This is a genomic window from Paracidovorax wautersii (assembly GCF_031453675.1).
In the GTDB taxonomy this organism is placed as follows: Bacteria; Pseudomonadota; Gammaproteobacteria; order Burkholderiales; family Burkholderiaceae_C; genus Paracidovorax.
In genome coordinates this window covers 2353527-2373268 of the sequence record NZ_JAVIZX010000001.1, presented here as the reverse complement: position 1 = coordinate 2373268, position 19742 = coordinate 2353527, and the positions used below count along the sequence as shown (strand labels likewise).

The following is a 19742-nucleotide window of genomic DNA, read 5'->3' as shown; positions in this document are numbered from 1 at the left end:
CTCCCGCTCCGGCCGCCGTGGGGCGTTCAGGCCGCGTGGAACTCCAGGTCCAGGCCCGACTGAAGCCGGGCGTTACGGTTCAGTTCTGCGAAGAACTCCAGCCCGCCCTTGGTGTCCTGCCAGGCCTTGCCGTCGAAACGGTAGTGGTAGCCGCCGGTCTTGGCGGCCAGCCAGACTTCGTGCAGCGGCTTTTGCAGGTTGATGATGATCTGGCTGCCGTTGTGGAAGGTGATGGTCACCATGCCGCCCACCCGTTGTGCGTCGAGATCGGCGTCGGTGGTGTCGTTGATCCGGTCACACCCCTCCTCCACCGCCAGCAGGAGTTTCTCGGCATGGTCCAGGAATTCGAGGTCGGTCATTACAATTTGCGGATGTTGAGAGCTTCCCAAATTCTAGTCAGGACGATTGCCCTTGTTTGGGGCGCGGCGGTTGTGGCCGGCTGCGGCCAGCGGGGCCCCCTGTACCTCCCCACCGAACCAGCGGCAGCACAGCGGGCGACGCTCCCGCAGACGCTCAACCCCGCTCCCACAGCAGCCTCTCCTGCCGCTGCGCCCGCTGCCATGCCTGCGTCCTCCCCTGCCTCCACCCCCCGTCCATGATCCCCACTTCCCTGCCCGGCTCCCCCTTCATCGCCTACCGTGAGGGTTCCTTGTTCGTAGAAGACGTGCGCCTGGCGGATCTTGCGCGCGAGCACGGCACGCCGGTGTATGTGTATTCACAGGCCGCAATGCTTGCCGCGCTGGCGGCGTACCAGCGCGGTTTCGAAGGCCGCAAGGTTCAGATCTGCTACGCGATGAAGGCCAATTCATCCCTGGCCGTGCTGCAGCTGTTCGCCCGCCAGGGCTGCGGCTTCGACATCGTCTCGGGCGGTGAACTGCAGCGAGTGCTCGCCGCTGGCGGCGACGCGTCCAAGGTGATCTTCTCGGGGGTGGGCAAGACGCGCGCCGAAATGCGCCAAGCCCTGCAGGCCGGCATCGGCTGCTTCAATGTGGAAAGCGAATCCGAGCTGGAAGTGCTGAACGACGTGGCCACGTCGCTGGGCCAGCGCGCTCCCGTCAGCATCCGCGTCAACCCCAATGTGGACCCGAAGACGCACCCCTACATCTCCACCGGATTGAAGGGCAACAAGTTCGGCGTGGCCCACGAGCGCACGGTCGCCACCTACCAGCGCGCCGCAGCGTTGCCCGGGTTGCGGGTCGTGGGCATCGATTGCCACATCGGCTCCCAGATCACCGAGGAAACGCCCTACCTTGACGCAGTCGACCGCATGCTGGACCTGGTCCGCGACATCGAGGCAGCAGGCATCGCGATCCACCATATCGATTTCGGCGGCGGCCTGGGCATCAACTACAACGGTGACGCGCCACCGGCCGCCGACGCGCTCTGGACCAAGCTGCTCGCCAAGCTGGATGCGCGTGGCTACGGCGACCGGCAGTTCATGATCGAACCCGGCCGCTCCCTGGTGGGCAATGCCGGCGTGTGCGTCACCGAAGTGCTCTACGTCAAGCCCGGCGAGCAGAAGAACTTCTGCATCGTCGATGCGGCGATGAACGATCTGCCCCGCCCGGCGATGTACCAGGCCTTCCATGCCATCGTGCCGCTGGAGGCGTCCGCACCCGCCGGCGGTGGCGGAGAACATGTCTACGACGTGGTGGGCCCCATCTGCGAAAGCGGGGACTGGATCGGCCGCGACCGGCGCCTGGCCGTCCAGCCGGGCGACCAACTCGCCGTGCTGTCGGCAGGCGCGTACTGCAGCTCCATGGGCAGCAACTACAACACCCGGTCGCGTCCCGCCGAGGTGCTGGTCAACGGCGCCAAGGCGCATCTGATCCGGTCGCGCGAATCGGTCGAGGACACGTTCCGCTGCGAAAAGCTGGCTCCTTGATCGAGCCTTGATTCCCATCAAGCAATAACCCCATGGCGGGGCCTACAGTGCGCTTTTCACTGCAAAGCCCGCCATGGCCCTCGAACCGCTGGAGCTCTACCGCGACAAACACCACGCCTGCCTGATGTTCACCGACCTGATCGAGGAGGACGGACAGGCGGTGCAGGCTAACCAGTTCCTGGTCGTAGACGACGACACAGGGGCCATCATCGATCCGGGCGGCAACCTCGCGTTCAATGAGCTGTTCATGGGGATGACCAAGCATTTCCCGCCGCACAAGCTCTCGTACCTGCTGGCGTCGCATGCCGATCCGGACATCATCGCCTCGCTGGACCGCTGGATGACCAGCACCAAGGCCACCCTGGTGATCTCCCGCATCTGGGAACGCTTCGCGCCCCACTTCACCAAGGTCGGCAAGACCGAAGGGCGGGTGATCGGCGTGCCGGACGGCGGCGGGCACATTCCCCTGGGTCGGCACGAGCTGGTGTTGCTGCCGGCACACTTCATGCACTCCGAAGGCAACTTCCACTTCTACGACCCGGTCAGCCGCATCCTCTTCACCGGTGACCTGGGCGTGTCGATGACCTCGGGCCTGGAAGCCCGCGTGCCCGTGACGGAGCTGGCGCCCCACATTCCGCGCATGGAGGCGTTTCACCGCCGCTACATGGTGTCCAACAAGATCCTGCGGCTGTGGACACGCATGGTGCGCCAGCTGGACATCGCCATGCTGGTGCCGCAGCATGGCGCGCCCATCCTGGGCCGGCAGGCAATCAGCGACTTCTTCGACTGGATCGAGAACCTGATGTGCGGCATAGACCTCTTCGACGACCGGGCCTACCAGCTACCCACCGCCGTGATCGACCCGGCATCCCGCATGGTCCGCCCCGCCCTGCGCGCCGTACAGGGTTGAAGCGAAATCAGGCCCTATCCCTTACTGCACAAGCGCATTCCGCTACCAAATTTATAGCATCACATGGCGTGTGCGCGGCTGCGCAAGCGCCGCTGCCACAGACGCCAGCCCAGCAGGCAAGCCAGGATGGCCGCATAGACCGCCACCTCGGCGAAATGGTTCTTGCCCGCGCGCATCCAGAAGAAATGCAGCAGGGCCAGCCCTGCCACGGCGTACACGCTGCGGTGCAGCGCCTGCCAGCGCTTGCCGCCCAGCCAGCGGATGGCCTGCTGGTACGAGGTCGCGGCCAGCAGCGCCAGGAGCAAGAGCGCCAAGGTGCCCACCAGGATGAAGGGGCGCTTGGGCACGTCGCGCACGATCTCGCCCCAGTCCAGACCCATGTCGAGCCAGGCGTAGCTCACAAAGTGCAGCACGGCGTAGAAAAACACGTACAGGCCCAGCATGCGCCGGTACCGGGCCAGCGCCGGCCACCCCAGCAGCACGCGCGCCGGAGTGACCGCCAGGGCGATGCACAGAAAGCGCAAGGCCCAGTCGCCCGTGGAGCGGATCAGCGCTTCGGCAGGGTTCGCCCCGAGCAGATTGGCGAAGGCTGCGTACAACAGCCAGGCCGCCGGCACCAGGCACAGCAGAAACACCACCGGCTTGGCCAACGGATGCAGAAGAAGCTTTTTCATCGTTGAAAGAAGATGCCATTGCGGCAAGAGGATCTGCCGCAACGCGCATGGTGCTGGCTGGCTGAATGGCTGGAAACGCGAAGGCCTGAAACGCTGACCGCGCGCTCGGCGGCCCAGGCTCAGTAGAACTTCTTCAGGTCCATGCCGGCATACAGCTGTCCCACCTGGGCTTCGTAGCCGTTGAACAGAAGCGTCTTGCGCTTCTTGGCGAACAAACCGTCCTCGCCGATGCGGCGTTCGGTGGCCTGGCTCCAGCGCGGATGGTCGACGTTCGGGTTCACGTTGGAATAGAAGCCGTACTCCTGCTTGGCAGCCTTGTTCCAGGCCGTGCCCGGCTCCTTCTCGACGAAGCGGATCTTCACGAGGCTCTTCGCGCTCTTGAACCCGTACTTCCACGGCACCACCAACCGTACCGGGGCGCCGTTCTGGTTGGGCAGCACCTCGCCGTACATGCCGAAGGCCAGCAGCGTCAGGGGATGCATTGCCTCGTCCATGCGCAGGCCCTCAGTGTACGGCCAGTCCAGCACGCGGGAGCCCACGTACGGCATGGTCGCCTTGTCCGCCAGCGTGATGAACTCCACGTACTTGGCGCTGCCTTGCGGCTCCACGCGCTTGATGAGTTCGGCCAGCGAAAAGCCCACCCACGGGATGACCATGGACCAGCCCTCGACGCAGCGCAGGCGGTAGATCCGCTCCTCCTGCGGGCTCAGCTTGAGCAGATCCTCGAGGGCGAACTTGCGCGGCTTGTTGACCAGGCCCTCGACCTCCACGGTCCAAGGCGACGTCTTCAGCGTGTGGGCGTTGCGGGCGGGGTCGGCCTTGTCCACGCCGAACTCGTAGAAGTTGTTGTAGGTGCTCGCGTCCTGGTAGCTGGTGAGCTTTTCCATGGTCACCGCGCCCGCCACCGCCGACTTCGCACCGGGCAGCGGGGCCAGCTTGCCGGGGCGGGCCACCTGTTCCGCGAGCGCCTCGCGGCCGGCCCAGGAGGCGAGGGCCGCGCCCGCCGCGCCACCGGCCACCCAGCGCAGCAGCTCGCGCCGTTGCTCATAGACAGCGCGCGGGGTGATCTCTGAGGAATGGGGGTGGACCAGGCCCTGGTCTTGGCGGCGGGGGATCAGCATGGGGACATTCTCCGGGATGTGCTGCGCAGTCTGCCCCAGACAGACCGCGTGTGCCCGTTTTCGTTCCGCGCCCCCGGCGGCGGCGGGGTTACCAATCCACAGGCCCTCTGCCTGCGTATGAAGAGGTCGCGCGTTCCGGTGTCCTGTCTCGCTGGCGCCTAGAGCGTGCCGTAGCTGTGCAAACCGCTCAAGAACATGTTCACGCCCAGGAAGGCGAACGTGGTCACCGCCAGCCCCACCAGCGCCCACCAGGCCGACACGGTGCCCCGCAGGCCCTTCATCAGCCGCATGTGCAGCCAGGCGGCGTAGTTCAGCCACACGATGAGCGCCCAGGTCTCCTTGGGGTCCCAGCTCCAGTAGCCGCCCCAGGCCTCGGCGGCCCACAGCGCGCCCAGCACGGTGGCGATGGTGAAGAACGCGAAGCCCACGGCGATGGCCTTGTACATCACATCGTCCAGGATCTCGAACGACGGCAGGCGCGACGCGATGTGGCGGCGGCCGAAGAGGATGCCGCCCACAATGAGGGCCGAGATGCCGAAATACACCATCCAGTAGCCGCCGCCGTTCTCGGCCGCGCCCTGGCGGAACACGATGGGTTCGAAGCACAGCACCACGCCCAGCAGCCACAGCGGGGCCAGCTTGTACCAGCGCGTCTCCGTGGCCTGCTGCTTGATGAGGTAGGCGAAAGCGACCATGGCGGACAGCGCGAACGTGCCGTAGCCGATGAAGTTGGCGGGCACATGCAGCTTCATCCACCAGCTCTTGAGCGCCGGCACCAGGGGCTGGATCTCGTGCGCCTCGCGCACCACCGTGTACCAGAGCAGAAAGCCCACGGCCGCGCTCACCACCAGCATCACGAAGCCGCCCAGCGCACGGGTCTTGTACTGCGCTTCGTAGTACAGGTAGAAGGCCGCGGTCATCCAGCAGAACATCACGAACACCTCGTAGAGGTTGCTCACGGGGATGTGGCCGATGTCGGGGGCGATCTGGTAGCTCTCGTACCAGCGCACCATGGTGCCGATGAGCGCCATGGCAATCGACACCCAGGCCAGCCGCGAGCCGATGAGCATCATGGTCTGGCCCTCGCCGCGCGAGAACATGCCGATCCAGTAGAACGCCGTGCTCATGAAGAACAGCATGCTCATCCACAGGATGGCCGACTGGCTCGACAGAAAGAACTTCAGGCCGAAGACGGTGTCCGCCCGCGCCAGGTCGCCTCCGCCATCGCCCTGGTACAGGGCGATCGCCAGCAGCGACGCGCCCGCCACCACCAGGGTGAGCACGCGCAGTGGCCGCCAGAACCAGCACAGCCAAATCAGGCAGGGGATGGAGCCGAGCAGGATGCCCTTCTCGTACACATCCATCGCGTGGCCGTAGCGCTGCAGCGCAAACAGGCCACCTGCCGCGACCAGGGCGGCGAACAACCAGTCGAACCAGTTGCGGCGCGCGAAGAACCCCTCGTTCAGGGTGAGCGTCGTGGTGGCCGTGTTCATGCGGTGCCTCCGTGGGGCGGAACCCCGATCAGTTTCTCGGTGAGCTGGGCGAATTCGCGGTCGCCGTCCAGTGTCTTGCGGTTGGCCGACAGCGCCATCGTCGCCTGGGCGCCCTCGGCCTGCGGCGCGAGCCACACCCACAGCCGGCGGTCGCGCACGTAGAGCATGGCGAACACGCCCAGGATCAGCAGTGCGCACCCCAGGTAGACGACGTTCTTGCCCGGGGCGCGGGCCACCTGGAACACGCTGGCCTGCACCTGGTTGAAATCCTTGAGCTCGAACACCACCGGTGCCGGGTAGATCTGGGCATCGCTGAGGGACAGTACGGCCTGGGTCATGAAGCTCTGGGTCTTCTCGTCCTGCGGCAGCGGCGGCAGGCCGGCACGCTCGCGGCTCAGCTGCGCCAATTCGAACAGCGCGCCGTTCAGGATGCGCACCAGCACCTCGCCGGCGCGGGCGCGTTCGGCTTCGGGCACGTTGGTTTCCATGAAGTCCGAGATCGCCTGCAGGCCGCCGTGCGGCTTGCCGTCCTCGCCCTGGCGGCCCGCGAAGAGGCTGATGGCGCGGACGGTGGACTGCGCAAGCTGCTCGGCCAGTTCCGGCCGGGCCTTGGCGTCCACCGCGACGGCGACGTAGCGGCGCACGGCCTGCTCGCGCATCGCCGGATCGGCCAGCGCCACGCGCATGCGCATGAATCCATCGATGCTGCCCTGCTCGTCAGCCGGCACGCGCAGGTAGCGGAACGGATCGGCGGGCGTCTCGCGCACGCCGAACAGGAACACCGGCTGGCCGTCGCCCGTGTCCACGGGCAGCATGAAGTTCTGGAACTCGCGCGCCTGGCCAGCGGCATCGCGCAGCTTGTAGGTCACGCTGGGACCGACGTTGCGCAGCTCGCGCTTGGTGACGGTCTTGTTGCCAGCGCCCAGGCGCGACTCGATGGATTCGCGCAGATCGACCTTGCGCACGTCCACCGCCGAGCCGCCCTGCCCTGCGTCGCCGAAGTTCTCGACGTTGAGCACGCGCAGGGCCGTGTACTCGAGCGTCACGGGCTGGCCCAGGGCATCACCGGACAGGCTGGACGAGCCCCCGATCACACCTTCCACGTCGAAGGCCTTGACGCCCGGCACCATGGGGCGTGCATGCAGCTTCACCTGCGAGCCGCCATCGTCGAAGCTGGACTGGTAGATCTCGATGCCGCGGTAGCTGGCCGGGTGGTTCACCTCCACGCGCGCCGGCGTGGCCGCGCCGGTGGCCTTGTCGTGGATGACGATCTCGCTGGCGAACAGCTTGGGCATGCCGGTGGAGTAGTGCTCCACGATGAATTTCTTCAGCTCGATGGCGAAGGGCAGCTCTTGCAGCAGCACGCCGTCGGACTGGTTCAGGATGGCGGTGCTGGATTGCGTGCCCTCGGCCACCAGCAGGTTGCCGCGGAAGGTGGGGTTGCGCTCGGACAGGCGGTGCTCGGGCTTGACCTCGGAGATGAGCCCGCCACCGGCATACGGCGTCTTGCCGCCCAGCCACATCTGCGCGCGCACGATCAGGTCGCCGTCCAGCAGGCCCCCCAGGCAGATCAGCACGATGGCGCTGTGCGCCGCGATGTAGCCCAGCTTGTTGGCGGCACCGGCCTTGGCGGCCACCATCCAGCCCGCGCCGGCACCCGCCCCCGTGTCGCGCTGCTGCAGCTTGACCTTCCAGCCGCCGGACACCAGCAGCGCGCCGATGCGGCGGGCCTCGGCCTCGGGCGTGCCGACGAGCGCGGCCTGCGCGCGGTGCGGAAAGGCCTTCAGGCTCTGCTCGCGGATGTTCTCCTTGTAGGTGCGCAGGTCGGCCAGGTACTTGGGCGCATTGCGGGCCACGCACAGCGACGTGCTCACGACAAGAAAAGCCAGGATCAGCAGGAACCACCACGCGCTATACACCGCGTTGAGCTTGAGCGCCAAGAACAGCTCGGCCCAGAAGGGGCCGAACTGGTTCACGTAGTTCACGCCCGGCTCGTGCTGCTTGAGCACCGTACCGATCACCGACGCAATGCAGATCACCGTGAGCAGCGCGATGGCGAAGCGCATCGACGACAGCAGCTCGACCGACGTGCGCAGTGCCGGGGAGCGCGTCTGGACGCGGATACCGTGGGTGGTGTCAGACATGGAAAACGAGGCGGGCCCTGAATGAGAAAAGGGCGGGCCATCTGTTGCAGATGGGCCCGCCCGTCTTGGGTGTGATTATCGACGGTAGGTTCCTGGGGGGCTACCGGGAGCCCCCTGGGATTTGACGTGCATCAACGCAGGCCGGCAATGTAGTCCGACACGGCCTTGATCTCGCGGTCGTTCAGCTTGGCGGCGACCTGGGTCATCTGCACGCTGTTGGCGCGCTTGCCGTCGCGGAATTCGACCAGCTGCTTGGTGGTGTAGTCGGCATGCTGGCCGGACAGGCGCGGGTACTGCGCGGGAATGCCGGCGCCGTTGGGACTGTGGCAGCCGGCGCAGGCGGCGATGTTGCGGTCGGCGATGCCGCCCCGGTAGATGCGCTCGCCCAAAGAGACGAGGTCCTTGTCCTTGGAGAAGCCCTGCTTGGCGGACTTGGAGGCCAGCCAGTACGACACGTTGCGCATGTCGTCGTCGGACAGCAGGGCCGCCATGCCCTTCATGACGGGGTCGTTGCGCTTGCCGGACTTGAACTCCTGCAGCTGCTTGACCAGGTATTCGGGATGCTGCTGCGCCAGCTTGGGGTTGGCGACGATGCTGGAGTTGCCGTCGGCCGCGTGGCAGGCCGCGCAGACCGCGGTGTAGCTGGCCTCGCCCTTCACCAGATCCGGCTTGGCAGCCTTGGGAGCGGTGGCAGCCGGGGTTTCGCCCGCTGCAAGGGTCGGAAGAGCCGGTGCCGCGAGTGCGGCAGCCATCAACAAGGAGGCAAGCAACTTCATATCGAGGGTTCTTATGTTATGAGAGCGGAACCGCACAATTCTACAATTGGCCCCTTTAGCGGCCTATCCCTTCAAACCCCGATTTATGACGACTCCATCACATGCGCCAGTTGCTGGCTCCCTACCGCCGGCACCCGACGCCAAAGTCGCCATGGGATGGATGCACACCGCCCGGTTCCTGACCACGGCGGCGCAGTTGCACCACCTGCCGCCCATCGATGTGCCCGAGATCGCCTTCGTCGGGCGCTCCAATGCCGGCAAATCCACCTGCATCAACACCCTCACGCAGCAAAAGCAGCTGGCCTTTGCGTCCAAGCGGCCGGGCCGCACGCAGCACATCAACCTGTTCGCGCTGGGCAAGCAGGGCGTGACCGACGCCGTGCTGGCCGACCTGCCTGGCTACGGCTACGCCAAGGTGTCGCGCTCGGACAAGCTGCGCTGGCAGCAGGTGATGGTGAATTACCTGGTCAGCCGCCCCGGGCTCACGGGCATCGTGCTGCTGTGCGACCCGCGCCTCGGGCTGACCGAGCTGGACGAAGCGCTGCTCGAAATTTTGCGCCCGCGGGTCGAGGAAGGGCTGAAGTTCCTCATCGTGCTGACCAAGGCCGACAAGCTCACGCGCAGCGAGCAGGCCAAGATCCTGTCCATCACGCGACTGCAGGCTGGGGGCGGCGAGGTGAAGATGTTCTCCGCCCTGAAGAAGCAGGGCGTGGACGAGGTGGCCCAGCTGCTGTGGCAGTGGTCCCACCCCGCGCAGGCCGCCGTGCCGGCGGAAGACAGCGGCACGCAGGCAGCGCCGGCCGAGGCCGCCCCGCGGCAAGATTCAGAGACAAATTAGCCACTGGCGCCTATCCATCAAGCGCCTACAGCTATAGAAAGCGTAGCGAATGATGATCTCCACCGTCGACCACTCGCTGCCGCACGGCACCACCCTGCACTGCCGCGTGAGCGGCGCCCCGGGGCGGCCGGTGCTGCTGTTCCTGCACGGCTTTCCCGAAGGCGGCTTCATCTGGGACGCGCTGCTGGCGCACTTTGCGCAGCCGGAGCACGGCGGCTACCGGTGCGTGGCGCCCAACCTGCGCGGCTTCGCGCCCTCCAGCCACCCGCCCGAGCCCGAGGCCTACCGGGCCAAGCACCTGGTGCAGGACATCGCCGCACTGATCGAAGCCGAATGCGGCGCGGGCCAGCCTCTGGCCGCCCTGGTGGCCCACGACTGGGGCGGCGCCGTGGCCTGGAACCTGGCCAACCAGCGGCCCGACCTGCTGCAGCGGCTCGCCATCGTCAACTCGCCCCACCCCGGCGCCTTCGTGCGCGAACTGCAGCACAACCCCGCCCAGCAGGCGGCCAGCGAGTACATGCACTTCCTCTGCCGCCCGGACGCCGAGGCCCTGCTGGCGGAGGACGACTTCCGGCGCCTGTTCGGGTTCTTCGATACGCCTGCGGGCACACCGCCGGCCTGGCTGACCGACGAGGTGCGGGCCCAGTACCGCGCGCAATGGCGGCAAGGCCTGACCGGCCCCTGCAACTACTACCGCGCCAGCCCGCTCCGCCCGCCGCGCGAGGGCGACGCCGGCGCCGCCGCTATCCAATTGCCTGCGGCGATGCTGGAAGTGCATGTGCCCACGCTGGTGCTGTGGGGGCTGGACGACCCGGCCCTGCTGCCGGGCCTGCTCGACGGGCTGGAGGACTGGGTGGCGCCGCTGCAGGTGCAGCCCCTGCCCGGCGCGTCGCACTGGGTGGTGCATGAGCAGCCGCAGGCCGTCATCGGCGCGCTGGCGGAATTCCTGACCCAAACGCTACCAAAACAATAGCCACCTGCGCTTGATGGGAAAGCGCTAGAGGCCTATTTTTTGTAAGCCGACGGCTGCCCCTCGGGCCGTGTCTTGAACCGCCGGTGCACCCAGTAGTACTGGCTGGGCATGGTGCGGATGGCGGCCTCCAGCTCGCGGTTCATGCGCGCGGTGTCGGCCACGTGGTCGTCGGTGGGGTAGTGCTCCCACGCGGGCGTCAACTCGGCCACATAGCCCTCTGGCGTCATGCGGCTGTACAGGGCCACCACCTTGGCACGGCCCAGGCGGGCGAAACGCGACAGCGACGGAATGGTGGCTACCTCGGGCACGGCGAAGAAGGGCACGAACACGGAGTCGGTCGGGCCATAGTCCATGTCGGGCAGCAGGTACAGCAGGCCGCCCTTGCGCAGGCACGAGATGATGGGCTTGACGCCGTCGGCGCGGTTGAGCATGCGCACGTTGCCGAAGCGCTGGCGCCCGGCCATGAACCAGGCGTCCTGCACGGGGTCGGGATGGGTGGCGAAGATCGACGTGAATTCACGCTGCGTGTTCAACGGCAGCGCCAGGCCGCCCGCGTCCATGCTGTAGAAGTGCGGCGCGAAGACGATGGTGGGCGTATCGCCTTCCAGTTCGTGCAGCGCACCGGTCAGCTTCACGCGGCTGCGCACCAGCGCTTCGGAACCGGCCCACAGCCAGCCGCGGTCCAGGAAGGTCTGGCAGAACACTTCGAAAGACTCGCGCGCCAAGGACTTGCGCTGCGCCGCCGGCATGTCCGGAAAGCACAGCTCCAGGTTGCGCAGGGCCACCCTGCGCCGCCCCGCGGCCAGCACGAACAGCGCCCGGCCGATGAACGCGCCCAGCCCACGCAGCACCGGCAGCGGCAGCCGCCCTAGCACGCCGAGCACAGCAATCCCGAAGCGGACCATCATGCGCCACCGCCTTGCGCGGGCGCTGCATCGCTGCGCGGCTGCTTGTAGCGGCCGTAGCCCCAGAGGTACTGCGTGGGGCACTGCCGGATGGTGCGCTCCATGGCCTGGTTGATCTGCAGCACCGCGGTGTTCAGATCGCTCGACACGGGCTCGGGCAAGCCCTCGAAATACAGCACGTAGCCCTGCCCGCGCGGCAGCCGCTCGCAGCGGGCCAGCACCACGGTGGCCCCCGTCTGCTGGGCCAGGCGCGCCGCCAGCGTCATGGTGTAGGCCTCGTGGCCGAAGAACGGCGACCAGGTGCCCATGCCCTGCGGCGGCACCTGGTCGGGCAGCAGGCCCACGGCCTCGCCTCGGCGCAGCGCCTTGATCATCTGCTTGACGCCCAGCAGCGTCGTGGCCTCGGGCTTCACGCCGGGGCGGTGGCGCGCGGTCTCCAGGATGTCGGCCAGCCAGGCCTGGCGCGCGGGGCGGTAGAGGATCGTGATCGGACCGTGCTCGGCGCTCCAGCGCTGCGCCGCGGCCTGCACCGACAGCTCGAAGCAGCCGAGGTGCGGCGTGAGAAAGAGGATGCCCTTGCCCGCGGCCCAGGCGCGCTCCACGCACTCCGCGCCTTCGATGCGGTACGGCGGCGACTCCTCGCGCAGCCACAACCGCGGCATCTCGGCCACCATGCGGCCTGCGTGGCCCACGGCGGCGCGCACGTCGCGCAGCCGGTAGCCGGCGCGCGCCGCGTTCTCGATGAAGCGGCGGCGGTACGTGGGCGATGCGGCGAACACGATCCAGCCCAGCACCGCGCCTACGGCGTGCAGCAGCCACAGCGGCCAGGCCGCAAGGAAACGAAACAGAGATGGCATTAAAATGGCGCGGTCGCTGAGTTAAATGAGCAACTTGCAGGGCGACGTAAAACAATTCTGCTAAAGCGTTCGCCAAGGCTCCCAAGCTGAGGGCAACGCCCCAAAAGCTGAACACCGGAGTTTATTCAAATGGCGAACGATTTCCTTTTCACCTCGGAATCCGTCTCTGAAGGCCACCCCGACAAGGTGGCCGACCAGATCTCTGACGCAATCCTGGACGCGATCTTCCAGCAGGACCCGCGCAGCCGCGTGGCTGCCGAGACGCTGACCAACACCGGTCTGGTGGTGCTGGCGGGCGAGATCACCACCAACGCCCACGTGGACTACATCCAGGTGGCGCGCGACACGATCAAGCGCATCGGCTACGACAACACCGACTACGGCATCGACTACAAGGGCTGCGCCGTCCTGGTGGCCTACGACAAGCAGTCCAACGACATCGCCCAGGGCGTCGACCAGGCCAGCGACGACCACCTGAACACCGGCGCCGGCGACCAGGGCCTGATGTTCGGCTACGCCTGCGACGAGACGCCCGAGCTGATGCCCGCGCCGATCTACTACGCCCACCGCCTGGTCGAGCGCCAGGCCCAGCTGCGCAAGGACGGCCGCCTGCCATTCCTGCGCCCCGACGCCAAGAGCCAGGTCACGATGCGCTATGTGGACGGCAAGCCCCACAGCATCGACACCGTGGTGCTCTCCACGCAGCACCACCCTGACCAGTCCGAAACGTCCACCAAGATGAAGGCCAGCTTCATCGAGGCGGTGATCGAGGAGATCATCAAGCCCGTGCTGCCCAAGGAGTGGATCCAGGACACCAAGTACCTGATCAACCCCACCGGCCGCTTCGTCATCGGCGGCCCGCAGGGCGACTGCGGCCTCACGGGCCGCAAGATCATCGTGGACACCTACGGCGGCGCCTGCCCGCACGGCGGCGGCGCCTTCAGCGGCAAGGATCCCACGAAGGTGGACCGCTCGGCCGCCTACGCCGCCCGCTACGTGGCCAAGAACATCGTGGCCGCCGGCCTGGCACGCCAGTGCCAGATCCAGGTCAGCTACGCCATCGGCGTGGCCCGCCCGATCAACGTGACCGTCTACACCGAAGGCACGGGCGTGATCCCCGACGAGAAGATCGCCGCGCTGGTGCAGGAACACTTCGACCTGCGCCCCAAGGGCATCATCCAGATGCTGGACCTGCTGCGCCCGATCTACGAGAAGACCGCCGCGTACGGCCACTTCGGCCGCGAAGAGCCCGAGTTCAGCTGGGAAAAGACGGACAAGGCCGCCGCGCTGCGCGCAGCGGCCGGGCTGTAAGCCCGGCAACCCGCGCCAGCGGGTTCGGCGGCCTTGCGGCGCAGCTCACATCGCGCAGCGATGTGCAGGCCTGAAGGGCCGTGCCGGAGCCACAAGCCCTGCGTGCAGCCCGAGCGCAGCACCGGCGCCGTGCTGCTGGCTATCGCCGCGGGCATTGCCGTGCATGCGGCGACGGGTTGAGGCGCGCGGGCTTCAGCGGCGTGGCTGCGCTCCTACGCGTGGTGCCCCCGTAGGCCGACGGGCCCGCCGCGCCCCCTCGCCTATCGTTCCTCCACCGGCACATAACCACCGTGCCACCATTTCAGGAGGTTCCCATCATGCTCAAGTACGCCATCATCTTTGCTCTGGTCTCGCTCGTTGCCGGGGCCCTGGGTTTCACGGGCGTGGCTGCCGGCGCGGCAGGCATCGCCAAGATCCTGTTCGTCCTGTTCCTGGTGCTGGCCATCGTGTTCGTGGCCCTGGCCGTGCTCGGCGTCGGCGCTGCGCGCAGAGCCTTGAAGTAAGGCTGGCAGCATGAGCACCCCGACTGCTGCCTCTGCCACCAACATCTTCGAGGCGCTGCGCGAAAGCCACGAGATCCAGCGCACCCTGGTCCGCCAGGTGCAGGAAACCCGTGGCGACACGCCCGAGCGGCAGGAGCTCTTCGAACAGCTCAAGCGCGAACTGTCCGCGCACGAGCTGGCCGAGGACCGCCATTTCTACCGGCTGCTGATGGAGCACGACGGCGGCATCGACCTGTCGCGCCACGCCATCGCCGAGCACCATGCGCTGGATGAACTCGTGGAAGACCTGGAAGCTGCCGACCCGTCCAGCCCCGCGTGGCTGGCGATCGCCAAGAAGCTGGGCGAGAAGGTGCTGCACCACCTGAAGGAAGAGGAACACCGCTTCTTCCAGGTGGCCGGCAAGCTGCTGACCGAAAGCCAGAAGCGCAGCCTGGCCCGCGACTACCTCCAGACCTACGACGAGGCCAAGACGGCCACGGCCTGAAAGCCGTTGGCGCTACCGCTGGCCGTGGGCATGCCGCGCTAAAGCCCCCGCGCCGACAGCGACAGGTGCCGCCGGAACTCCGGCCGCAGCCGGTACAGCTGCGCCGGCCGGTGGGCGCCGCCGCTGTGCAGCGCGCCCGGCACCGGCTCCAGCATGCCCAGCTCGTCCATCTTGCGGCGAAAGCTCACCTTGTTGAGCGGCTCGTCCAGTACCGACTCGTATACCGCCTGCAGCTGCGGCAGTGTGAACTGCTCGCTGCAAAGATACACCGGCAGCGACGAATACTGGCTCTTGCTGCGCACCCGCTCCAGCGCCACATTCACGATCTGGCCGTGGTCGAAAGGCAGGGCCGGCAGGGCATCGACCGCCACCAGGGCCACGCCATCCGCCAGCGCATCGGCCTGCAGCAGATGCTCTGGCACCAGCGCGCAATAGGCAATGGCGACGGACCAGCCGCGCGGATCGCGGGCGATGCCGGAGAAGGTGGCCAGCTGCTCCAGATACGGGCTCTGCAGCCCGGCCTTGTCCCGCAGCACCCGCGCCGCGCTGGCCTGCGCATCGCTGTCCTCCTGTGCATGGATGTAGCCGCCCGGCAAGGCCCACGCGCCGGCGAAGGGGGCCTTGTCGCGCCGCACCAGCAGCACGTGCAGCGTGCCGGCCCGCAGCGTGAGCAGGACGACGTCGACGGTGCAGAGGATGGGCGGCGGAGCGGACACTGCGTGGAAAGGTTCTGATCACAGATGGACGAACAAGGGTACCACCGAGCGCCGGCGGGCCTCAGCAAAACCACGTTCTGCAACAACTTCAAAGGCGCCAAGCGCCTCACTTAGTTGCATTAATAAACTAACACGCCTACACTGCAGCCATCGCAACACAGGAGGCCCGCCATGACCCGCACCGTCCATCTTCTGGTCATCGATCCGCAGAACGACTTCTGCGATCTGCCCACGGACTGGCAGCCCGGCCATGCGCCGGCGGGGCAGGCGGTTGCGCCCGCGCTGCCCGTGGCCGGCGCGCATGCCGACATGCAGCGGCTGGCGGCCTTTCTGCGGCCGAACGCGCAGCACATCGATGCGGTGACGGTCACGCTCGATTCGCACCAGCGCTACGACGTGGCCCACCCCGGCTTCTGGCTCAGGGGCGATGGCGCCGCGGTGTCTCCGTTCACCCCCATCACCGCCCAGCAGGTGCGCAGCGGGCAGTTCGCGCCGGCCGATGCCGCCGCCCTGCCCCGCGTACTGGCCTACCTGGACGCCCTGGAAGCACAGGGCCGCTACACGCTGATGGTGTGGCCCGTGCACTGCGAGATCGGCAGCTGGGGCCACGGACTGCACGCCGACGTGCTGGCCGCCTGCGGGGCCTGGCAGACGGCACGCCAGCGGGCGGTGCAGCACGTGTTCAAGGGCATGAATCCCTGGACGGAACACTACAGCGCCCTGCAGGCCGAGGTGCCTGACCCGGCCGACCCGGCCACGGCGCTGGACACGCGCCTGCTGCAGCGGCTGGGCGAGTCCGACCTGCTGCTGATCGGCGGAGAGGCCAGCAGCCACTGCGTGCGCGCCACCACCGAGCACATCGTGCAGCACCTGCCGCGACTGCAGCCGGGCTGGAGCGCCGAGCGCGTGGTGCTGCTGACGGACTGCATGAGCCCGGTGGCGGGCTTCGAGGCGCAGCACGCGGCCTTCCTGCAGGCCATGCGCGCCCAGGGCGTGCAGCTTGCCGATTCAAGCGAAATACGCCTCTAACGCTTTATAGACAAGCGCAACTAGCTATCAAAACAGAAGCACACCGGGAGACCACCGCCATGCGCCCCCTCATCACCAGCCTGCTCGATACCGACCTGTACAAGTTCACCATGTGGCAGGCCTTGCTGCACCGCCACCCGCAGACGCAGGCCGAGTACCGCTTTGTCTGCCGCAACCAGCCGGCCTATCCGCTGGCCGAGCTGCTGCCCGAGGTGAACGCCGCGCTCGACGACCTGTGCCGCCTGCGCTTCACGCCGGGCGAGCTCGACTATCTGGGCGGGCTGCGCTTCATCAAGAGCGACTTCGTGGACTTTCTGCGGCTGTTCCAGTTCCAGCGCGCCTTCATCGAAGCGCGGGCCGAGGGCGACCAGCTGTCCATCGTCGCGCGCGGCCCGCAGGTCCATGTGATGGGCTTCGAGATCTTCGTGCTGGCCATCGTGAACGAGCTGTACTTCCGCCGCATGGATCCCGCCGCCGCGCTGGCCGAGGGGCGCCGGCGCCTGGCGGCCAAGATCGCCAGCGTGCAGGCGCTGGCCACCGAAGTGCAGCGCCGCCATCCGTTCGAGGTGTTCGACTTCGGCCTGCGCCGGCGCTACAGCGGCGACTGGCAGCGCGAGGTGGTGCGCAGCTTCGCAACCCAGGCGCCGCAGTGGTTCAAGGGCACGAGCAATGTGCTGCTGGCACGTGACCTGGGCCTGGTGCCCATCGGCACCATGGCGCACGAGTACCTGCAGACCTACCAGGCGCTGGGCGTGCGGCTGCGCGATTTCCAGAAGGCCGCGCTGGAGGACTGGGTGCAGGAGTACCGCGGCGACTTGGGGATCGCGCTGACCGACACCGTGGGCATGGACGCCTTCCTCGCCGACTTCGACCTGTACTTCGCCAAGCTGTTCGACGGCCTGCGCCACGACTCGGGCGACCCGGTGGCCTGGGGCGAGAAGGCCCTGGCGCACTACGCCCGGCTGCGCATCGACGCACACACCAAGCGGCTGGTGTTCTCCGACGGGCTGAACGTGGACAAGGCCCTGTCGCTGTACCGCCACTTCGGCGACCGCGTGCAGCTGGGCTTCGGCATCGGCACGCAGCTCACCAACGACATGGGATCTTCGCCGGAGATGCGGCCGCTGAACATCGTGATGAAGATCACCCACGCCAACGGCCAGCCGGTGGCGAAGCTCTCCGACAGCCCGGGCAAGACGCTGTGCGACGATGAAACCTTCCTGGCCTACCTGCGCCAGGTGTTCAGCGTGCCCGAGCCCCGCTGACGGCCCGCCAACGCCAATGTCACCCAGCCCCTCCGACGACTTCGTATCCAAGGAACACGCCATGCTCCGCATCACCCTGGCCCAGCTCAACCTCACCGTGGGCGACATCGAAGGCAACGTCCAGCGCATGATCGAGACCGCGCGGCAGGCGGCCGACGCGCAGTCCGACATCGTGGTGTTCTCCGAACTCGCACTCTCGGGCTACTACCCCGGCGACATGCTGGAGGAAGCGGTTTTTCTTGATCGCATCGATGCCGGAATGTCCCTGCTGCGCGCCGCCTCGGCCGAGCTGCCGCAGCTGCACTGGGTGGTGGGCACGCCCGCGCGCAGCCCGGGCCCGGGCAAGCGCCTGCACAACGCCCTGGTGGTGCTGCACGCCGGTGCGGTGCGCCTGCAGTACGCCAAGCAGCTGCTGCCCACCTACAACATCTTCGACGAGCGCCGCCACTTCGAGCCCGGCCCGGACGTGGCCAAGGTGCTGCGCATCGGCAGCGCGCAGGTGGGCTTTCTGGTGTGCGAGGACGGCTGGAACGACGCCGTCGCCGACTACGCGCACAACCCCTTCATGCGCATGGCCGACGCGGCGCCCGACCTGGTCATCAGCATCAACGCCAGCCCCAGCCACATCGGCAAGCGCGAGCAGCGCCACCAGGTGTTCGGCGATGCGGCGCGCCGCCATGGCCTGCCCATCGTGTACGTGAACCAGGTGGGCGGGCACGACCAGATCGTCTACGACGGCGCCTCCTTCGCCGCCGAGCCCGAGGCGGGCGTGGTCTTCGAGGCGCAGCGCTTCGAGGAAGACGTGCGCACGCTGCAGCTGGTGGACGGGCGCTTTGCCGAAACCGCCGGCCAGCCCCTGCCGCCCGTGCCGCAGGAGGGCCTGCCCACCCTGGCGTTCTACCGCCAGCAGATCGTGCTGGGCCTGCGCGACTATGCGCGGCGCTGCGGCTTCACGCAGGTGGTGGTGGGCAGCTCGGGCGGCATCGACAGCGCGCTCACCCTGGCGCTGGCGGCCGAGGCGCTGGGCCCGCAGAACGTGGTGGGCATCACCATGCCCTCGCGCTACTCCAGCAGCGGCTCGGTGGACGACTCGGTCACGCTGTGCCGCAACCTGGGCGTGCCGCTGCACACCCATCCGATCGCCGAGCTGGTGGCGGGCTACGCGCAGCAGTTCGAGGCCTCGTTCGGCCAGCCGCTCGCCGGACTGCCGCTGGAGAACCTGCAGGCGCGCATCCGCGGCACCACGCTGATGGAATATTCCAACGCCTTCGGCCACCTGCTGCTCACCACGGGCAACAAGTCCGAGATCTCGGTGGGCTACTGCACGCTGTACGGCGACACCAACGGCGGCCTGGGCCTGATCGGCGACCTGTACAAGACGGAGGTGTTCGCCCTGGCGCGCCATGTGAACGAGAACGCCGGGCGCGAGCTGATCCCGCAGGCCATCATCGACAAGGAGCCATCGGCCGAACTGGCCCCCGGCCAGAAGGACGTGGACAGCCTGCCGCCCTACCCCGTGCTGGACGAGATCCTCAAGCTGCTGATCGAGGGCGAAGGCCTGTCGCGCGCCGAATACCAGGCCGCACGCACCTTCACCCAGCGCCTGCACGAGAGCGAGGACGGCCGCGCCCTGCTGCAGCGCGTGCGCCTGATGGTGGCGCGCAGCGAGTACAAGCGCCGCCAAGCCCCGCCCATCCTGCGCGTGCGCGCCAAGGCCTTCGGCAATGGCCGGCAGATGCCGATCGCGGCGCGCTACGTCTGATGCGCCGCGCACGGACCCCGCCCGCCGCGCTATGAATAGCAGAGCAGCTTGCGCTCACCCCTGCTCGATTTCAAAGCACAATAGACCTGCAGTGCG

General features: G+C 67.6%; 20 protein-coding genes. 11 read left to right on the top strand and 9 right to left on the bottom strand.

The features are described 5' to 3' along the window. Positions 1 to 26 precede the first annotated feature (26 nt). Positions 27 to 359, bottom strand: a complete 333-nt coding sequence (gene cyaY / locus QE399_RS10735; protein ID WP_309828620.1) for an iron donor protein CyaY — start codon at positions 357 to 359, stop codon at positions 27 to 29. Here cyaY and lptM point away from each other — a divergent pair. The 3 genes from lptM (at position 333) to QE399_RS10720 (ending at position 2795) form a co-directional block, all read left to right on the top strand. Beyond that, entirely contained in the window at positions 333 to 599 is a 267-nt protein-coding gene (lptM, locus tag QE399_RS10730) for an LPS translocon maturation chaperone LptM (protein ID WP_309828618.1), read from the top strand. The genes cyaY and lptM overlap by 27 nt on opposite strands. Beyond that, complete coding sequence (lysA, locus tag QE399_RS10725; RefSeq protein WP_309828616.1) at positions 596 to 1885, top strand: diaminopimelate decarboxylase; 1290 nt, start codon at positions 596 to 598, stop codon at positions 1883 to 1885. Before lptM ends, lysA begins: the two co-directional genes overlap by 4 nt. 73 nt (positions 1886 to 1958) lie before the next feature. Then, entirely contained in the window at positions 1959 to 2795 is an 837-nt protein-coding gene (locus tag QE399_RS10720; protein WP_309828614.1) for an oxygen-binding di-iron domain-containing protein, read from the top strand. A 59-nt stretch (positions 2796 to 2854) separates the two neighbouring features. Here QE399_RS10720 and QE399_RS10715 read toward each other — a convergent pair whose 3' ends face one another. The 5 genes from QE399_RS10715 to QE399_RS10695 form a co-directional block, all read right to left on the bottom strand. Further along, positions 2855 to 3469 carry a protein-methionine-sulfoxide reductase heme-binding subunit MsrQ gene (locus tag QE399_RS10715; protein WP_309828613.1) on the bottom strand — a complete coding sequence of 205 codons (615 nt, stop codon included), beginning with the start codon at positions 3467 to 3469 and terminating at the stop codon, positions 2855 to 2857. A gap of 119 nt (positions 3470 to 3588) precedes the next feature. After that, entirely contained in the window at positions 3589 to 4590 is a 1002-nt protein-coding gene (gene msrP / locus QE399_RS10710) for a protein-methionine-sulfoxide reductase catalytic subunit MsrP (protein ID WP_309828611.1), read from the bottom strand. Between the two features lie 158 nt (positions 4591 to 4748). Continuing rightward, entirely contained in the window at positions 4749 to 6083 is a 1335-nt protein-coding gene (ccsB, locus tag QE399_RS10705) for a c-type cytochrome biogenesis protein CcsB (RefSeq protein ID WP_309828609.1), read from the bottom strand. After that, positions 6080 to 8227 (bottom strand): cytochrome c biogenesis protein ResB, encoded by a 2148-nt coding sequence (locus QE399_RS10700; RefSeq protein WP_309828607.1) that lies wholly within the window; start codon positions 8225 to 8227, stop codon positions 6080 to 6082. The genes ccsB and QE399_RS10700 overlap by 4 nt, the downstream gene beginning before the upstream one ends. 131 nt (positions 8228 to 8358) lie before the next feature. Further along, positions 8359 to 9003, bottom strand: a complete 645-nt coding sequence (locus QE399_RS10695) for a c-type cytochrome (RefSeq protein ID WP_309828605.1) — start codon at positions 9001 to 9003, stop codon at positions 8359 to 8361. Between the two features lie 85 nt (positions 9004 to 9088). On the opposite strand from QE399_RS10695, the gene yihA reads away from it, so the two are divergent. Together yihA and QE399_RS10685 are read left to right on the top strand one after the other, a co-directional pair. Continuing rightward, positions 9089 to 9841 carry a ribosome biogenesis GTP-binding protein YihA/YsxC gene (gene yihA / locus QE399_RS10690; RefSeq protein ID WP_309828604.1) on the top strand — a complete coding sequence of 251 codons (753 nt, stop codon included), beginning with the start codon at positions 9089 to 9091 and terminating at the stop codon, positions 9839 to 9841. Between the two features lie 52 nt (positions 9842 to 9893). Beyond that, the gene (locus QE399_RS10685) at positions 9894 to 10814 is read left to right on the top strand and encodes an alpha/beta fold hydrolase (RefSeq protein ID WP_309832031.1); all 921 of its coding nucleotides are present in this window, start codon (positions 9894 to 9896) and stop codon (positions 10812 to 10814) included. 32 nt (positions 10815 to 10846) lie between these two features. Here QE399_RS10685 and QE399_RS10680 read toward each other — a convergent pair whose 3' ends face one another. After that, complete coding sequence (locus tag QE399_RS10680; protein ID WP_309828603.1) at positions 10847 to 11722, bottom strand: lysophospholipid acyltransferase family protein; 876 nt, start codon at positions 11720 to 11722, stop codon at positions 10847 to 10849. Further along, positions 11719 to 12576: a lysophospholipid acyltransferase family protein gene (locus tag QE399_RS10675; RefSeq protein ID WP_309828601.1), complete on the bottom strand. Its 858-nt coding sequence runs from the start codon at positions 12574 to 12576 to the stop codon at positions 11719 to 11721. The genes QE399_RS10680 and QE399_RS10675 overlap by 4 nt, the downstream gene beginning before the upstream one ends. Before the next feature lie 129 nt (positions 12577 to 12705). On the opposite strand from QE399_RS10675, the gene metK reads away from it, so the two are divergent. The 3 genes from metK (at position 12706) to QE399_RS10660 (ending at position 14874) form a co-directional block, all read left to right on the top strand. Then, entirely contained in the window at positions 12706 to 13887 is a 1182-nt protein-coding gene (gene metK, locus QE399_RS10670) for a methionine adenosyltransferase (protein WP_309828598.1), read from the top strand. Positions 13888 to 14204: 317 nt separating this feature from the next. After that, complete coding sequence (locus QE399_RS10665; protein WP_309828596.1) at positions 14205 to 14390, top strand: DUF1328 domain-containing protein; 186 nt, start codon at positions 14205 to 14207, stop codon at positions 14388 to 14390. Positions 14391 to 14400: 10 nt separating this feature from the next. Then, positions 14401 to 14874 carry a hemerythrin domain-containing protein gene (locus QE399_RS10660; protein ID WP_309828594.1) on the top strand — a complete coding sequence of 158 codons (474 nt, stop codon included), beginning with the start codon at positions 14401 to 14403 and terminating at the stop codon, positions 14872 to 14874. 38 nt (positions 14875 to 14912) lie between these two features. Here QE399_RS10660 and QE399_RS10655 read toward each other — a convergent pair whose 3' ends face one another. Then, positions 14913 to 15590 carry an NUDIX hydrolase gene (locus tag QE399_RS10655; protein ID WP_309828592.1) on the bottom strand — a complete coding sequence of 226 codons (678 nt, stop codon included), beginning with the start codon at positions 15588 to 15590 and terminating at the stop codon, positions 14913 to 14915. Between the two features lie 171 nt (positions 15591 to 15761). Here QE399_RS10655 and QE399_RS10650 point away from each other — a divergent pair, with 171 nt between their 5' ends. The 3 genes from QE399_RS10650 to QE399_RS10640 all read left to right on the top strand — a co-directional run bounded on the left by QE399_RS10650 (position 15762) and on the right by QE399_RS10640 (position 19646). After that, positions 15762 to 16619 (top strand): cysteine hydrolase family protein, encoded by an 858-nt coding sequence (locus QE399_RS10650; protein WP_309828590.1) that lies wholly within the window; start codon positions 15762 to 15764, stop codon positions 16617 to 16619. Positions 16620 to 16678: 59 nt separating this feature from the next. After that, positions 16679 to 17884, top strand: a complete 1206-nt coding sequence (gene pncB, locus QE399_RS10645; RefSeq protein WP_309828588.1) for a nicotinate phosphoribosyltransferase — start codon at positions 16679 to 16681, stop codon at positions 17882 to 17884. 61 nt (positions 17885 to 17945) lie between these two features. Beyond that, positions 17946 to 19646, top strand: coding sequence for an NAD+ synthase (locus QE399_RS10640; protein ID WP_309828587.1), 1701 nt, complete (start codon positions 17946 to 17948; stop codon positions 19644 to 19646). The last annotated feature ends 96 nt before the right edge of the window (positions 19647 to 19742 follow it).

Bases quoted from the DNA above. Each gene is read 5' to 3' on its own strand.
- lptM (WP_309828618.1), top strand. From the start codon at position 333: ATGGTCCAGGAATTCGAGGTCGGTCATTACAATTTGCGGATGTTGAGA.
- cyaY (WP_309828620.1), bottom strand. From the start codon at position 359: ATGACCGACCTCGAATTCCTGGACCATGCCGAGAAACTCCTGCTGGCG.
- lysA (WP_309828616.1), top strand. From the start codon at position 596: ATGATCCCCACTTCCCTGCCCGGCTCCCCCTTCATCGCCTACCGTGAG.
- QE399_RS10720 (WP_309828614.1), top strand. From the start codon at position 1,959: ATGGCCCTCGAACCGCTGGAGCTCTACCGCGACAAACACCACGCCTGC.
- QE399_RS10715 (WP_309828613.1), bottom strand. From the start codon at position 3,469: ATGAAAAAGCTTCTTCTGCATCCGTTGGCCAAGCCGGTGGTGTTTCTG.
- msrP (WP_309828611.1), bottom strand. From the start codon at position 4,590: ATGCTGATCCCCCGCCGCCAAGACCAGGGCCTGGTCCACCCCCATTCC.
- ccsB (WP_309828609.1), bottom strand. From the start codon at position 6,083: ATGAACACGGCCACCACGACGCTCACCCTGAACGAGGGGTTCTTCGCG.
- QE399_RS10700 (WP_309828607.1), bottom strand. From the start codon at position 8,227: ATGTCTGACACCACCCACGGTATCCGCGTCCAGACGCGCTCCCCGGCA.
- QE399_RS10695 (WP_309828605.1), bottom strand. From the start codon at position 9,003: ATGAAGTTGCTTGCCTCCTTGTTGATGGCTGCCGCACTCGCGGCACCG.
- yihA (WP_309828604.1), top strand. From the start codon at position 9,089: ATGACGACTCCATCACATGCGCCAGTTGCTGGCTCCCTACCGCCGGCA.
- QE399_RS10685 (WP_309832031.1), top strand. From the start codon at position 9,894: ATGATCTCCACCGTCGACCACTCGCTGCCGCACGGCACCACCCTGCAC.
- QE399_RS10680 (WP_309828603.1), bottom strand. From the start codon at position 11,722: ATGATGGTCCGCTTCGGGATTGCTGTGCTCGGCGTGCTAGGGCGGCTG.
- QE399_RS10675 (WP_309828601.1), bottom strand. From the start codon at position 12,576: ATGCCATCTCTGTTTCGTTTCCTTGCGGCCTGGCCGCTGTGGCTGCTG.
- metK (WP_309828598.1), top strand. From the start codon at position 12,706: ATGGCGAACGATTTCCTTTTCACCTCGGAATCCGTCTCTGAAGGCCAC.
- QE399_RS10665 (WP_309828596.1), top strand. From the start codon at position 14,205: ATGCTCAAGTACGCCATCATCTTTGCTCTGGTCTCGCTCGTTGCCGGG.
- QE399_RS10660 (WP_309828594.1), top strand. From the start codon at position 14,401: ATGAGCACCCCGACTGCTGCCTCTGCCACCAACATCTTCGAGGCGCTG.
- QE399_RS10650 (WP_309828590.1), top strand. From the start codon at position 15,762: ATGACCCGCACCGTCCATCTTCTGGTCATCGATCCGCAGAACGACTTC.
- pncB (WP_309828588.1), top strand. From the start codon at position 16,679: ATGCGCCCCCTCATCACCAGCCTGCTCGATACCGACCTGTACAAGTTC.
- QE399_RS10640 (WP_309828587.1), top strand. From the start codon at position 17,946: ATGCTCCGCATCACCCTGGCCCAGCTCAACCTCACCGTGGGCGACATC.